This window comes from Streptomyces sp. NRRL WC-3742, from assembly GCF_000720635.1.
Lineage (GTDB): Bacteria > Actinomycetota > Actinomycetes > Streptomycetales > Streptomycetaceae > Kitasatospora.
Window position 1 is genome coordinate 1 of record NZ_JOCF01000116.1, and the last position, 14,195, is coordinate 14,195.

Genomic DNA, 14,195 nt, shown 5'->3' on the forward strand with positions numbered 1-14,195 from the left:
GGAGCAGATCGACTTCAACTTCGAAACCGCCAGCCGCGCGACGGACGTGTCCTTCGTGATCGACCAGTTGACGCACGGCAATACCGCGTGGCGCCTGGCACACCTCATCGACAAGCACCAGATCGGCATGGCCGGACACTCCCTCGGCGGAGGGGCAGCCGCCGCCACGATGATCGCCGACCCGCGCGTACGGGCCGGAGTGGACATGGACGGCGCCTTCCACCCGGCCCCGACGCCTGGTCAGATCGACCGGCCGTTCCTCATGCTGGGCCGAGGCGACCACACGCCCGGCGGCCACGACACCACGTGGGAGCAGGCGTGGGCCGCCCTCGGCGGCTACAAGAAGTGGCTGACGGTCACCGGCGCCGACCACTTCAGCTTCGCCGACCTGGAGGTACTCCAGAAGCAGGCCGGCTTCCCGGCGCAGCCGGCCCTCTCCCCGGAACGCGGGATGGAGATCACGCGTGAGTACGTGACGGCGTTCTTCGACCAGACACTGAAGGGGATCTGCAGCCCGCTGCTGGACGGCCCCACGCCGGACAACCCGGAAGTCCTCTTCCAGAACTGATGTCGGCAGGTCGGCGTATGGCCTGATCTGCTGGTTCAGATTGTGCATGTGGGCGACGGCCTGCACCGCGTGGTGCAGGCCGTCGCCTCTTTGCCGGCAGTCGCGGAGTACCGGCCGTTGTAGGTCAGGTGGCTAGACGGCGCCGAAGTCACCGGACTTCACACTGGCGATGAAGGACTTCCAGGCGGCTTCGCCGAAGGCGAGTTGGGGGCCGTCGGGGTCTTTGCTGTCGCGGACGGGGAGGATGCCCGGGAGGCCGGGGGCGACCTCGATGCACTGGCCGCCGCCGTTGCTGTAGGACGACTTCATCCAGGAGTTGGGCTTGATCGCCTCGATGGGGAACATGGCGCAGAACTCCTTCAGCCGGGCGCGGATGAATGCCAGAGAGTCCGCGCACGAGAGGGCTTGGACCTGGAGCCAATCGTAACGCCTTGCGAGGGAGCGGACTTCGTTCTGATCATCGCGCTCAACGTAGCCACGCTGGATGGTTTCGAGGTAGGCCATCCACGTCTCGTTCGGGGTGGTCAGGAGCGTGAACGGCCAAGTCGCAGGGAGGTCTTCGCCGAGGCTGGCCGGTGCGATCTGAAGTGTGACGTGCGGAAGGGTGGCCATGCTCTCGAGCCACCTGAGCTGTTCGGCCATGACGAAGGGGCCTCCGATGGGGCGCAGGCAGCTCTCCTCCATGATGATGTGGACAGATGGAGCGGGCTCTCGAAACAGCATCGCCTGACGTGCCATGCGGACATTAAGGCGTTCGTCGATCTTGTCCTCGGGGATCTCTCCTCGGCGGGCTGCGGCGGTGATGAGGGCGGAAGCGTAGGCTCGGGTCTGGAGAAGTCCAGGGATGACGTTCAGCTCGAAGATCTTGAGGGCGGTGGCCTTGGTCTCGTGCTCGATATAGGCGAGGAATCCGCCGATGAGGGTGCTGCCCTTCGTGCTCCAGTACAGGAGTTCAAGAGCCCCGCACGTGTCGAGCACCTTGTCGGCGCGCCGGAGGAGGGTCAGCGGGGCGGGGCGTTGGCCGTTCTCGATCAGGGAGATCAGCGAGTCGCTGTAGTGGATCAACTCGCCGAGCTGGATCTGCGTGTAGCCCTTGGCCTTGCGGAACCGGCGGAGTTGGGCGCCGATGGCGACGTTGGGTGATGAGGCGAGGTCAAGTTCCTGCTGCGGCACAGTGATCACGTCATTCCACAAGACCGGATGTCAAAGTGAAGCCCTTCCGATGCTAGTCACGATTGGCCACCCTTAGTGAGGAGTTAGCGAAAAGGGAGCTGCTCGGTGACCAGAATCTCGGAGGTGTAGATATGACAAACGGTCAATCTACTGAGAGTTTGATTTTGCGGCGGAATTTCCCGCCGTGCCGCTGCGCGCAGTGCGGCGACTCCATCCCGGAAGCGCGCCTGCACGCGGACGCCATCGCTCCGGCGGCGCCGCCCGCGAGGCGGGTGGCGTCGCCCTCGAACCCCTACCGGCCGTTCATCGTCGGGGAGCGAGTCTTCGACGTCCGGTCCGGGCAGTGGGGCGCCTTCATGGGGTGGCAGCAGGGGCACATCTTCCTCCGGCCCCTCACCGGCGGCGTCGAATGGGACACCGAGCCGCGCTGGATCACCACCACCGAACAGTGAGATGCCCCATGAGCAGCATGATCGACAAGACCACAACCGAGGACCGTCGTGCCGCCGCCGACATCCTCGACGACCTCCAGGCCGTCCTGCACGCCGCGAACCTCAAACTCCCCTCGCTCGGCATCGACTGGCGGTCGGCCAAAGCCACCGGAGTCATCCTGATCGACCTCGGAGCCGCCCGGCCGGACGTCATCGAACGGCTGGTCGCCGTTCTCCGGCGAGGTATGCGACCGTAGTTGCCGCCGGAGCCATCACCGTCGGCAGTTTCGTCCTCGCAAGCGTCGTCTTCCTCGCGATGCCCGAGAACATCTCGACCTCGGCAAGCGCGTTGGTGTTCGTCCTCATCTTCCTCGGCTCCTCCACGGGCGGATTCGCGCTCGCCGCCTGCTGGATGAGGACGCACCCGTAAGCCGCGCGGGCTTCGAGGAACCTCGAAGCCCGCGCCGAACTACAGCCCCCCGGAAACTCGCAGCACCGCACCCGTCGCGTACGACGCGTCGGCGGAGAGAAGCCACGAGACCGCAGCGGCAATCTCCTCCGGCTGCCCGGCGCGGCCCATCGGAATCGCCGCCGCCACCTTGCGGGGGCGCTCCGGGTCCTGGTGGAACTCGGTCCAAATCGTCCCAGGTGCAACGCAGTTGACCCGGATCCCCTGCCCCGCGACCTCCTTCGACAACCCCATCGTCATCGCGTCGACAGCAGCCTTCGCCGCAGCGTAGTGGACGTACAACCCCGGGCTACCGAGCGTCGCCGCCGCCGAGGAGATGTTGACGATCGCACCGCCGCCCGTCCCCGACATGTCCAGGATGGCGCGCCGCGCACAGAGCAGGTACCCCAGGACGTTGACCTCCAGTGCCCGGCGCAGCTCCTCCGGGTCCGCGTCCGCCAGTGAGCCGACCGGGCCGCCGGTGCCGGCGTTGTTCACCAGCGCGGTGACAGGCCCGAGTTCGGCGGCAGCACGGTCGAAGAGCCGGTCGACGTCCGCCTCATCAGCCGTGTCGGCGCGCACGACGAGGCACCGGCGCCCAGCCTTCCGCACCACCTCCGCGACCGCCTCCGCCGCCGAACTGTCGGACCGGTAGCCGATCACGATGTCGTGCCCCTCCGACGCGAGGCGGGCGCAGATGGCCGCGCCGATGCCTCGGCTTCCGCCGGTGACCACGGTGACGAAATCCTGCATCTGATGTTCTCCCAAGTTCGTACGGATTCAGCGGACAGAGCCAAAGCGGTCGCGGTACTCGGCAGGCGCGATCCCGATCCGGCGGTGAAAAGTGCGCCGCAGCGTCTCCGCCGTCCCGAAGCCGAGGCGGCGGGCGAGTGCCGCCACCGGTTCGTCGGCCTCGGTGAGGGCGCGCCGGGCGGCCTCGACCCGTACGCGTTCCACGTACGCCGCCGGGCCGGTGCCGATCTCCGCCGTGAAGCGGCGTTGCAGGTGGCGCGGGCTGAGGCCGGCGCAGGCGGCCAGGGCGGCGACGGTGTGCCGGGCGCCGGGGTCGTCCTGGATGGCGCGGACGGCCTTGCGGATGGGGTCGCTGGTCGGCTGGGCCGACCACAGCGGGACGCTGAACTGCGACTGGTTGCCCGGCCGCCGCAGGTACAGCACCATTTCGCGGGCGGCGGCGAGGGCGAGTTCGGGCCCGTGGTCGTCCTCGACCAGGGCGAGGGCGAGGTCCATCCCGGCGCTGACCCCCGCCGAGGTCCACACATGGCCGTCCCGGATGAAGATCGGGTCGCAGTCGACGGTCAACTCCGGGTGATCAGCGGCGAGTTGCCGCTCCTTCCTCCAGTGCGTCGTGACCCGCCGCCCGGCGAGGACCCCGGTCGAGGCCAGCAGCAGCGCCCCGCTGCACACCGACGCGACCCGCCGGGCCCCGGCCGCAGCGGCACCGATCCACGCGACCAGCTCCCCGTCCCCCCGCGCCTCGACCACCCCCGGTCCGCCGATCACGACGAGGGTGTCCACCCCCTCAGGCTCGAGGCCGTCGATCCCGTACTCGGCGCCCATCGGCAGTCCGCTGGACGACCGGACCAGCCCCGCCCGGGGCGCCACCACCCGGCAGTCGTACCCGCCGACCGCCTCCTGGGCGTAGTGGAACACCGCATGCGGGCCCACCAGGTCGACCGCCTGGAACCCCTCGAACACCACGAACACCACCCGACGCATGCCAGCAGGCTGCCTGACCTGCGCGGATGGCGTCAACGACGGGCACCCCACACATCGCGCCACACCCGAAGGCGCGGACACCGGCCCTTCGGTCAGGGCGCGTCTGCGGACGCCGCCAGGAGCACACACCGGTCGAAGTTCATGCAGCCGCACTCCATGCAGTCCGCGACGGCCCGGCGCAGCGCCTGCGTCCGGGTGATGTGGTCGTCGAGTTCGGGGAGCTTGCGGGCGGCGAGTTCGCGCCACTGCCGGGTGGCTCCGGGGGAGGTGTCGCCGTTCAGCAGGCCCGCGATCTCGGCGAGGGTGAAGCCGGCCCGCTGCGCCATTCGGATCAGCGCGACCCGCCGGACGGCGCTGACCGGCCAGACCCGTCGGCCCGCCTCGCGATGGGAGCCCGGCAGCAGCCCGCGCTCCTCCCAGTAGCGCAGTGCGGAGGCCCGCACCCGCACCCTTCGGGCCAGTTCGCCGATCCCCAGATACCGCACGCCAACGCCCCCCTGGCCGGGTTGACTTCACGCGTGCTTGAAGCACGAGTGTGACCTGCATGATCTCATCTCCGGGGCGCCTGCTGCCCGCTGCCTACCGCCCGCTGTTCGCCGTCCGCCCGTTCCGCCGGCTGATGCCCGTCTTCGCCCTGTCGGACCTGGGGGACGGCATGAGCACCGTCGCCGTTGCCTGGCTGGCGCTCTCGCTGGCCCCGCCCGGCGGGCAGGGCGCGTTGGTCGGGATCAGCGTCGCCGCGTACACACTGCCGGGGGTGCTCGGCGCGCTGCTGCTGGGCCGCTGGCTGAGGCGGCTGCCGGCGCGACGGCTGCTGGTCGCGGACGCCGCCCTGCGGGCGCTGCTCCTGGGGGCGATCCCGGTCGCGGACGTGGCCGGCGTGCTCGGCCCGACCGGCTACGTCGTGCTGCTGGGCGCCTCCTCGCTGCTTCACGCCTGGGGCAAGGCCGCCAAGTACGCCCTGTTCGCGCCGCTGCTGGACGACGGCCTGCGGCTGGCCGCGAACAGCGCGCTGAGCACCAGCCTGTCGAGTGCGATCGTGCTCGGCCCCGCGTTGGCGGGCCTGCTGGCGGGCGCGGTGCCGCCCGCGTGGATCATCGGCCTGGACGCGGTCACCTTCGCGGTGCTGGCGGTGCAGGCGAGCCGGGTCGCGGTGCCGGTGGTGGCGGCGTCCGAGCAGGCCGGTGCCGCTGCCGGTGGCGCGCGACAGGGCCTGGGGGTGCTGCGGCGCCACCCGGAGCTGCTCGGACTGCTGGTGCTGACCTGGCTGTTCAACCTCGCCTACGGTCCGGTCGAGGTCGCGCTGCCGCTGTTCGTCGTGCACTCCCTGAACGACGGTGCCGGGCTGCTCGGTGCCTACTGGGTCGTGTTCGGCGTGGGAAGCGTCGTCGGGGCTCTCGGCGCCGGAGCGGCCGGGCGGTTGCCGCTGTGGCCGACCATGATCGCCATCGTCGCGGGCCACGGCCTCAGCCTGCTGCCCTTCGCCTTCGCCCACACCGCCGTGCCGTCCCTGATCGGCTTCGCGGCGGCGGGGCTCATTTACGGACCGTACTCCGCGCTGTCCCTCGCGCTGCTGCAGAAGAGGGCGCCGAGCGGCTCGCTCACCGAGGTGCTCGCCGTCCGCAGCGCGGTGCTCGTCACGGCCTCGCCCTTGGGCGCCGTGCTCGGCGGGCTGCTCCTGCACCGGGTGGACGCGCCGGTGCTGCTGAGCGGCTGCGGCCTCGCCATGATCGTCACGGCGGTCCTCGCCGTCGCCTTCCTCGGTTGGCGGGCGCGCCGGCGGGCCGTCACGTCCGCCGGCCGGGGCGGGTGGTTGCGCTTCGCCCGGATGCGGGGATAGCCGGTCGGCGGGCAGGGAAGCACTGACGCGGCGACCTCGCCATCCGCCCCTCCAGCACCGGGAGAACCCCTTGAAGCGAGTCCTCCGCGCGACCGGTATCGCCCTGACCGCCGCCGCCCTCTGCCTGGCCACCGCCACCAGTGCCGGCGCGGCCTCCGGCGCGATCATCCTCAACGGCCAGGCCATCCAGGACCCGTCCGGTTGTTACAACTCCCCGGGATGGCCGACGGTCGTCGACAACCAGACCGACCAGACCGTCACGGTCTTCGGCAACGACGACTGCACCGGCCCGGTCAACGGCACGGTCGGGCCGGGCGAGATGGGCTCCTTCGACTTCGGGTCCAGCGTCTCCGTGCCGTGACGGCCCGTTGAAGCCTGGGACCGCCGCCCGGAGTGGGAAGTCAGCGGGGCCGACTTCCCACTCCGGTGGTCATCCGCTGACGCCGCCGCACGTGAGCGCGGGCTTCGAGGACGGTCGAAGCCCGCACCGAATCGGCCCCCCCTCAGGCGCCGTTGAGGGCGTAGGTGCGGAACGTGGCCAGCAGGGGCAGGACTTCGGTCTTGGCCGGGTCCTGCGTGACGGCGCGCATGGCGTCGATGACCGTGTGGGCGATGGCCTTCGTCACCGGCAGGTCGTCGGCCGCCGTCGCCTCGCCCCACGCCTTGAGGCTCCGGGTGAGCAGGGCGCTCATGCGGGCGCCGATGTTGGAGCTGACCGCGTCGGAGAGGTCTACCATCTCCTGTTCGCTCATCGTCGCGCGCAGTCCGAACGCGAGCGCCATCAGCGTGTCCATCGCGTGTTCGCCGTAGGCGGCGACCAGCGCCGGGAGTTGGCGCTCGTCGGCTCCGCACAGGGCCAGGGCGGTGAGCGCCTCGTCGTCGTCCTTCCACGCCGCCTCGAGGGCGGCCAAGGCCCGTAGGGACTCGTCCATGGTCAGCCCGTCTGTCATGCGAGGAACCGTACGCAGCGCGGTGGCCGCACGTGGCCGGTTCCGGACGGGCTTCACACCTTCGAGTGGAGCTTCGCGAAGTGCTCGGCGTTCCAGTGTCCGCCCAGCTCAGGGCCCAGGGAAGCGAGGGCAAGCGCGCCGAAGTCCGAAGCGGACCCGGCCCGTTCGGGCAGGGCCCCCAGGAGGGGGGCACCGGCGGAGCGGGGCAGGTCGGCGAGGTTGCAGCGCTCGGCGAGGCCCGGTTCGGTGGGCCAGGAGCCGACGAGGACGCCGGTGAGCGGGAGCCCCCGGGCTTCGAGCGCCTCCGCCGTGAGGGAGACGATGTTGAGCGTGCCGAGCCCGGCGGAGGCCACGAGGAGGATCTCGACGGGCAGGCCCAGCGAGGCGGTGGCCCGCGCGTGGTCGGCCAGTGTCCGCCCTTCGTCGTCGTAGCGGACGAGCAGGCCGCCCGCGCCCTCGACCAGGACGAGGTCGTGGGTGTCGGAGAGGTCGGCGACGGCGGAGGCGACGGAGGCGGGGGAGAGGAACGGGAGCCCGGACCGCCGCGCGGCGGTGTCGGGCGCCAACGGCTCGGGGTAGCGGGCGAGTTCGAGGAAGGTCACGTCGCCCGCGAGGCGCCGCACCTCCGCCGCGTCGCCCGGCTCGCCGGGCGCGACGCCCGTCTGACCGGGCTTGAGCACGGCGACCCGCTGCCCGGCCCGCAGCGCCACCGAGGCGACGGCGGCCGTGGCGACGGTCTTGCCGACGTCCGTGTTGGTGCCGGTCACGAAGAGGATGCGCGCGCTCATCCCGCCACCGCCGCAGCGGTCACGGCGGCGGCGATGCGCGCCACGTCCTCGTCGTCGCACACGTACGGCGGCATCGTGTAGATCAGGTCCCGGAAGGGCCGCAGCCACACGCCCTCCCGCGCCGCCGCCTCCGTCGCGGCCGCGACGTCCACCGGGTGGTCCAACTGCACCACGCCGATGGCGCCTTGGACCCGGACGTCCCGCACACCCGGCACCTCGACAGCCCCCGCCAGAGCGGCCGAGAGCCCCGCCTCGATGCGCTTGACCTCGACGGTCCAGTCCTGTCCGAGCAGCAGGTCCACGGAGGCCAGGGCCACCGCGCAGGCCAGCGGGTTGCCCATGAACGTCGGCCCGTGCGCCAGCACCGGCATCTCGCCCCGGCTGATGCCGTCCGCGACCTCCGCCGTGCACAGGGTGGCGGCCAGCGTCAGGTATCCGCCGGTGAGGGCCTTGCCCAGGCACATCACGTCGGGCGAGACCCCGGTGTGGTCGGCGGCGAACAGGGCGCCGCTGCGGCCGAAGCCGGTGGCGATCTCGTCGAAGATCAGCAACACCCCGTACCGGTCGCAGAGTTCGCGCAGCATCCGCAGGTACTCGGGCGAGTGGAAGCGCATCCCGCCCGCGCCCTGCACCACCGGCTCGACGATGACGGCGGCCAGCTCGTCCGCGTGACGGGCCATCAACTCCTCGAACCGAGCGGCGTATTCGGCGTTCAGGGGAGCCGAGAACCCCGCCGGGGGCTCCGCCGCGAACAGCTGCCCCGGCAGCACCCCGCCCCACAGGTGGTGCATCCCGCCCTCGGGGTCGCACACCGACATGGGGTGGAAGGTGTCCCCGTGGTACCCGCCGCGCCAGGTGAGCAGCCGCTGCTTTCCGGGCCGCCCGACCGACTGCCAGTACTGCAGGGCCATTTTCATGGCCACCTCGACGGCCACCGACCCCGAGTCGGCGAGGAAGACGTGCCGTAGCGGCTCGGGCGTGATCTCCACGAGCCGCGCCGCCAGCCGGACGGCGGGCTCGTGGGTGAGCCCGCCGAACATGACGTGGCTCATCCGGCCCAGCTGCTCGCGTACGGCCTCGTCCAGCACGGGGTGCCGGTAGCCGTGGATGGCCGCCCACCAGGACGACATGCCGTCGACGAGCTCGCGCTGCCCGCCCGCGACGGGCTCGGCCAGGCGCAGCCGGACGCCCGAGGCGGACTCGACCACGTACGGCGTGACGGTGCCGGGCATCGGCCCGTACGGGTGCCAGACGTGGGCGCGGTCGAGGGCGAGGAGGGCGTCAGGGGCAAGCATGAGGGGGCGGTTCTCCGAAGGGGCGAAGGGTCAGGCGTTGGGCGCGAGTTCGGTGCCGGCGCCGCGGCGGCGGACCTTCACCTGGTCGCTGTGGGACTCCGAGGGAGCCTCCGAGAGGGCCTCCGCAGCAGCCTCCGCGGGAGCCTCCGACGAGTGCCCGCCGCAGGGCCCGCACCCGCCGCCGCTGCCGCAGGCCGAAGCGGCGGTGCCGCACGACGAACCAGCGGCGGCCACGTCCGACCGGTGCCGCGGCAGGGTGGCCTCGCCCGCGCCCTCGACCTCGAACCCGGCGTCCCGGATCATGTCCAGGTCCGCGTGCCCGGCCTGGCCCTCGCTGGTCAGGTAGTCGCCCAGGAAGATCGAGTTGGCGATGTGCAGCCCGAGCGGCTGCAGCGTGCGCAGGTGCAGCTCGCGCCCGCCCGCGATGCGCACCTCGGTGTCCGGGTTGACGAAGCGGACCATCGCCAGGATGCGCAGGCAGCGCTGCGGGCTGAGGTGCCACTCCTGGGCGAGGGGGGTGCCCTCGAAGGGGATGAGGAAGTTGACGGGGACGGAGTCCGAGCCGAGCTCGCGCAGGGCGAAGACCACGTCGACGAGGTCCTCGTCGCTCTCGCCCATGCCGGCGATCAGGCCGGAGCAGGCGGACAGGCCCGCGCCGTGCGCCTTCTGCACGGTGTCCACCCGGTCCGCGTAGGTGTGGGTGGTGGTGATGTCGCCGTAGGTGGCTTCGGAGGTGTTGAGGTTGTGGTTGTACGCGTCGGCGCCGGCCGCCTTCAGGCGCTCGGCCTGGTTGTCGGAGAGCAGGCCCAGGCAGACGCACAGCTCGACCGCGGGGTCGGCCTCGCGGATGGCGGCCATGGTGTCGGTGACCCGGTCGATGTCGCGGTCCGTCGGGCCGCGGCCGCTGGCGACCAGGCAGACGCGCTTGGCGCCGCCCGCGACCCCGGCCTTCGCCGCCTCGGCGGCCTGGTCGGGCTTGAGCCAGGTGTACTTGAGGATCTCGGCCTTCGAGCCCAGCCGCTGCGAGCAGTACGAGCAGTCCTCGGGACAGAGCCCGCTCTTGAGGTTCACCAGGTAGTTGAGCTTCACCCGGCGGCCGAACCAGCGGCGGCGGACCTTGCCCGCCGCGGCGACGACGTCCAGCAGTTCGTCGTCCGTGGTGGCGAGGACGGCCAGCGCCTCCTCGCGGGTCGGGACTTCGCCGCGCAGGCCCTTGTCGGTGAGGGTATCGAGCAGATCCATGGGGCGATCCTGCCCCGTGGCGATCGAGCTTCGCCAGAGGAAACCCGCCAGAAGATCCGCGGAAGGATGTGCCACTTGCCACAGTGTCGAAGCTCACGGCGTCGCCGCTGGTCACGGGCTTGACGGGGGACGGACACCCGGCCTACCGGATGCTGGCGGCTAGCGCCCCCGCGGATGATCCACAACCACCGACCCCGTGGTCCTCGCCACACGGCCGGTGCTTAGAATCTGCGCCATGACCACGCAGGGGGAGCGCACCCCGACTCAGGGAGACGGCGAAGAAACGGTTGAGCGGCGGACCGGCCGGGGGGCCGGACTCGCGGGGCTGGCCGGGATCGGCGGGCGGCTGACGCCCCGCAAGGCTCTCGGCTGGGTCGTGGTGCTCGGCGTGGTCGCCGCCGGCGGCTGGATCATCACCCGCCCGATGCCCGGCGACTACATTCCCGGCCTCGGCCCCTCCCACAAGGACGCGACCAAGTCGCCGCCCGTCGTCGGCGCCGCGCCGCCCAGCACCGACCCCGAGGGCCTGAACGTCGACAACTTCTTCCCCGCCCAGCGGCTCGTCGACGTGGCCGGGTACAAGGCCAGGCGCAACGGCGCCCGGCAGGGCGAGAACTGCGCCGAGGCGCTCCAGGACCGTACGCAGGAGCTGTTCAAGGGCAGCGGCTGCCAGGCTTACCTGATCGTCAGCTTCAGCGGGCAGGACCGGCCGGTGCTCAGCACCGTCACCCTGCTGCGCTTCGGCGACCAGGGCTCGGCCGCCAAGGCCGCCGAGATGCTGCGCGGCAAGCCCGGCGCGCTCACCTTCATCCTCCCGGACGCCCTGCCCGCCCCGGCGCCGAGCGGGTCCGCCGCGAAGGGCGGCGGCAGCGAGGCTTCGCGGGTGGAGGCGGTCGGCCACTACGTGACGGTCACCAGCTCGCGCCCCGGCGGCGCCACCGCCACGCCCACGCCGGGCGCCTCCGGTGCGCCGACGCCGGCCGCCTCCGGGCCGAGCGCGGAGCAGTCCCTGGACGAGGCCAACCGGGCGCTGTCGTACGCGGCGGGGTCGCAGTTCGTCTGGATCTAGGTACGGCACGTCTGGATGCAGGTACGGCAAATGGGCCCAACACCGTTGGGCCCCTTGGGACTTGGTCAGCCCCCGAGCCGGTCCACCGCCGTGACCCGCAGGACCGCCCGCCCCTCCTCGTCCGAGCCGTACAGGTCGACCTCGGCGCTGATGCCCCAGTCGTGGTCACCCTCCGGGTCGTCGAAGATCTGGCGGACCTTCCAGGCGGAGTCCTCCTCCTCGATGATCAGCATCTTCGGGCCGCGCGCGTTCGGGCCGGTGCCCAGGTCGTCGTACTCGTCCCAGTAGCCGTCCATCGCGTCCGCCCAGCGGTCCGCGTCCCAGCCGTACTCGCCGTCCAGCTCGCCGAGTTCGGCCCAGTGCTCCAGCGCGCACAGCTCGACGCGGCGGAACAGCTCGTTGCGCACCAGCACCCGGAAGGCCCGCGCGTTCGCCGTGACCGGCGCCGCCCTGTCCTCGAGGGTGACCTCGGCGGTGGCCGCCTCGGTCGGGTTGGCCAGCTGCTCCCACTCGTCCAGCAGGCTGGAGTCGACCTGGCGCACCAGCTCGCCGAGCCAGGCGATGACGTCCTTGAGCTCGTCGGTCTTCACGTCCTCGGGGACGGTCTGCTCCAGCGCCTTGAACGCGCCCGCCAGGTAGCGCAGGACGATGCCCTCGGTGCGGGCCAGCTCGTAGAAGCCGACGTAGTCCGAGAAGGTCATCGCCCGCTCGAACAGGTCCCGCACGACGGACTTCGGCTGGAGCTGGTGGTCGCCGATCCACGGGTGCGCCCGGCGGTACACCTCGTACGCGTGGGTGAGCAGCTCCTCCAGCGGCTTGTCGTACGTGACGTCCTGGAGGCGCTCCATGCGCTCCTCGTACTCGATGCCGTCGCGCTTCATCTCGGCGACGGCCTCGCCGCGCGCCTTGTTCTGCTGGGCGGCGAGGATCTGGCGCGGGTCGTCCAGGGTCGCCTCGACGACGGAGATGACGTCCAGCGCGTACGTGGGGGAGGTCGGGTCGAGCAGCTCGAAGGAGGCCAGCGCGAAGGTGGACAGCGGCTGGTTGAGCGCGAAGTTCTCCTGGAGGTCCAGGGTCAGGCGCACGATGCGGCCCTCGGAGTCCGGCTCCGGCAGGCGCTCGACGACGCCGCCCTCCAGCAGGGAGCGGTAGATGGCGATCGCGGTGCGGATGTGGCGGCGCTGGGCGGCCCGGTCCTCGTGGTTGTCGGTGAGCAGCTTGCGCATCGCCTCGAAGGCGTTGCCCGGGCGGCCGATCACCGACAGCAGCATCGCGTGGCTGACCTTGAAGCGGGAGACCAGCGGCTCCGGGTCGGCGCCGATCAGCTTGTCGAAGGTCTCCTCCGTCCAGCCGACGAAGCCCTCCGGGGCCTTCTTGCGCACCACCTTGCGCTTCTTCTTCGGGTCGTCCCCGGCCTTGGCGATCGCCTTGTCGTTCTCGATCACGTGCTCCGGCGCCTGCGCGACCACCTGGCCGACGGTGTCGAAGCCGGCCCGGCCCGCGCGCCCGGCGATCTGGTGGAACTCGCGGGCGCGCAGGATGCGCACGCGCTGCCCGTCGTACTTGGACAGGGCGGTGAACAGCACCGTGCGGATCGGCACGTTGACGCCCACCCCGAGGGTGTCCGTCCCGCAGATCACCTTCAACAGGCCCGCCTGGGCGAGGCGTTCGACCAGCCGGCGGTACTTGGGCAGCATGCCCGCGTGGTGCACGCCGATGCCGTGGCGCACGAAACGCGACAGGTTGCGGCCGAACTTGGTGGTGAAGCGGAAGCCGCCGATCAGGTCGGCGATCGCGTCCTTCTCCGCCTTCGAGCACATGTTGATGCTCATCAGCGACTGGGCGCGCTCCACCGCCTCCTTCTGCGTGAAGTGCACGACGTAGACCGGCGCCTGGCCGGACTGCAGCAGCTCCTCCAGCGTGTCGTGCATGGTGGTGCGGCGGTACTCGTAGAACAGCGGCACCGGGCGGGTCGCGTTGCGCACCACCGTGGTCGGACGGCCCGTACGGCGGGTCAGGTCCTCCTCGAAGCGGCGGACGTCGCCCAGCGTGGCCGACATCAGCAGGAACTGCGCCTGCGGCAGCTCCAGCAGCGGGATCTGCCAGGCCCAGCCGCGGTCCGGCTCCGCGTAGAAGTGGAACTCGTCCATGACCACCTGGCCGATGTCCGCCCGCGTGCCGTCGCGCAGCGCGATCTGGGCGAGGACCTCGGCCGTGCAGCAGATGATCGGCGCGGTCGGGTTGACGCTCGCGTCGCCCGTCATCATGCCGACCTGCTCGGTGCCGAACATCTTCACCAGGTCGAAGAACTTCTCCGAGACCAGGGCCTTGATCGGCGCCGTGTAGAACGTGCGCTGCCCCTCCGCGAGCGCCGCGAAGTGCGCGCCGGCCGCCACCAGGGACTTGCCCGAGCCGGTCGGCGTCGCCAGGATCACGTTGTTCCCGGACACCAGCTCGATCAGCGCCTCCTCCTGCGCCGGGTACAGCGAGATCCCCCGCTCCTCCACCCAGGCGGCGAACGTCTCGTACAGCGCGTCGGGCGTGGCGGGCTTCGGCATCAGGTCAAGGAGGGTCACCCGGCTATCTTGCCTGCTCGCCGCCGCCCCCGGCAAAGCCCGGGGCGGGTCGGTGCCGGGTGGGGGACGGCGTGGGGG

General features: G+C 71.4%; 15 protein-coding genes. 6 read left to right on the forward strand and 9 right to left on the reverse strand.

Annotated elements, in window-relative coordinates:
* On the forward strand, positions 1-568 hold a 568-nt coding region (locus tag IH61_RS0138310; RefSeq protein WP_031078736.1), incomplete at its 5' end, for an acetylhydrolase.
* Positions 569-700: 132 nt separating this feature from the next.
* Here the strand turns inward: IH61_RS0138310 and IH61_RS0138315 are convergent.
* Positions 701-1,750 (reverse strand): Scr1 family TA system antitoxin-like transcriptional regulator, encoded by a 1,050-nt coding sequence (locus tag IH61_RS0138315; protein ID WP_051838717.1) that lies wholly within the window; start codon positions 1,748-1,750, stop codon positions 701-703.
* Between the two features lie 122 nt (positions 1,751-1,872).
* Here IH61_RS0138315 and IH61_RS47530 point away from each other — a divergent pair, with 122 nt between their 5' ends.
* Together IH61_RS47530 and IH61_RS0138325 are read left to right on the forward strand one after the other, a co-directional pair.
* Positions 1,873-2,193 carry a hypothetical protein gene (locus IH61_RS47530; protein WP_158845804.1) on the forward strand — a complete coding sequence of 107 codons (321 nt, stop codon included), beginning with the start codon at positions 1,873-1,875 and terminating at the stop codon, positions 2,191-2,193.
* A gap of 8 nt (positions 2,194-2,201) precedes the next feature.
* Entirely contained in the window at positions 2,202-2,429 is a 228-nt protein-coding gene (locus IH61_RS0138325) for a hypothetical protein (RefSeq protein WP_031078743.1), read from the forward strand.
* A gap of 212 nt (positions 2,430-2,641) precedes the next feature.
* Here IH61_RS0138325 and IH61_RS0138335 read toward each other — a convergent pair whose 3' ends face one another.
* From IH61_RS0138335 to IH61_RS0138345, 3 genes are all read right to left on the reverse strand, one after another.
* On the reverse strand, positions 2,642-3,373 hold the full coding sequence (locus IH61_RS0138335; protein WP_031078745.1) for an SDR family NAD(P)-dependent oxidoreductase: 732 nt from the start codon (positions 3,371-3,373) through the stop codon (positions 2,642-2,644).
* A 27-nt stretch (positions 3,374-3,400) separates the two neighbouring features.
* Positions 3,401-4,357 (reverse strand): GlxA family transcriptional regulator, encoded by a 957-nt coding sequence (locus IH61_RS0138340; RefSeq protein WP_031078747.1) that lies wholly within the window; start codon positions 4,355-4,357, stop codon positions 3,401-3,403.
* Positions 4,358-4,449: 92 nt separating this feature from the next.
* Entirely contained in the window at positions 4,450-4,842 is a 393-nt protein-coding gene (locus IH61_RS0138345; protein WP_031078750.1) for a MerR family transcriptional regulator, read from the reverse strand.
* Between the two features lie 59 nt (positions 4,843-4,901).
* On the opposite strand from IH61_RS0138345, the gene IH61_RS0138350 reads away from it, so the two are divergent.
* Both IH61_RS0138350 and IH61_RS0138355 read left to right on the forward strand, forming a co-directional pair.
* On the forward strand, positions 4,902-6,197 hold the full coding sequence (locus IH61_RS0138350; RefSeq protein ID WP_078911712.1) for an MFS transporter: 1,296 nt from the start codon (positions 4,902-4,904) through the stop codon (positions 6,195-6,197).
* Between the two features lie 70 nt (positions 6,198-6,267).
* Complete coding sequence (locus IH61_RS0138355; RefSeq protein ID WP_031078755.1) at positions 6,268-6,558, forward strand: hypothetical protein; 291 nt, start codon at positions 6,268-6,270, stop codon at positions 6,556-6,558.
* Positions 6,559-6,700: 142 nt separating this feature from the next.
* On the opposite strand, the gene IH61_RS0138360 is transcribed toward IH61_RS0138355, so the two are convergent.
* From IH61_RS0138360 to bioB, 4 genes are read right to left on the reverse strand one after another with little or no spacing between them, the layout of a single operon-like run.
* On the reverse strand, positions 6,701-7,147 hold the full coding sequence (locus IH61_RS0138360) for a hypothetical protein (RefSeq protein WP_031078757.1): 447 nt from the start codon (positions 7,145-7,147) through the stop codon (positions 6,701-6,703).
* Positions 7,148-7,200: 53 nt separating this feature from the next.
* Positions 7,201-7,935 carry a dethiobiotin synthase gene (gene bioD, locus IH61_RS0138365; protein ID WP_037973953.1) on the reverse strand — a complete coding sequence of 245 codons (735 nt, stop codon included), beginning with the start codon at positions 7,933-7,935 and terminating at the stop codon, positions 7,201-7,203.
* Positions 7,932-9,230 (reverse strand): adenosylmethionine--8-amino-7-oxononanoate transaminase, encoded by a 1,299-nt coding sequence (locus IH61_RS0138370; protein WP_031078760.1) that lies wholly within the window; start codon positions 9,228-9,230, stop codon positions 7,932-7,934. Before IH61_RS0138370 ends, bioD begins: the two co-directional genes overlap by 4 nt.
* 30 nt (positions 9,231-9,260) lie before the next feature.
* Positions 9,261-10,472, reverse strand: coding sequence for a biotin synthase BioB (bioB, locus tag IH61_RS0138375; protein WP_031078762.1), 1,212 nt, complete (start codon positions 10,470-10,472; stop codon positions 9,261-9,263).
* A 235-nt stretch (positions 10,473-10,707) separates the two neighbouring features.
* On the opposite strand from bioB, the gene IH61_RS0138380 reads away from it, so the two are divergent.
* Positions 10,708-11,541 (forward strand): hypothetical protein, encoded by an 834-nt coding sequence (locus tag IH61_RS0138380; protein WP_031078764.1) that lies wholly within the window; start codon positions 10,708-10,710, stop codon positions 11,539-11,541.
* A 65-nt stretch (positions 11,542-11,606) separates the two neighbouring features.
* On the opposite strand, the gene IH61_RS0138385 is transcribed toward IH61_RS0138380, so the two are convergent.
* On the reverse strand, positions 11,607-14,099 hold the full coding sequence (locus IH61_RS0138385; RefSeq protein ID WP_420714071.1) for a DEAD/DEAH box helicase: 2,493 nt from the start codon (positions 14,097-14,099) through the stop codon (positions 11,607-11,609).
* Positions 14,100-14,195 lie beyond the last annotated feature (96 nt).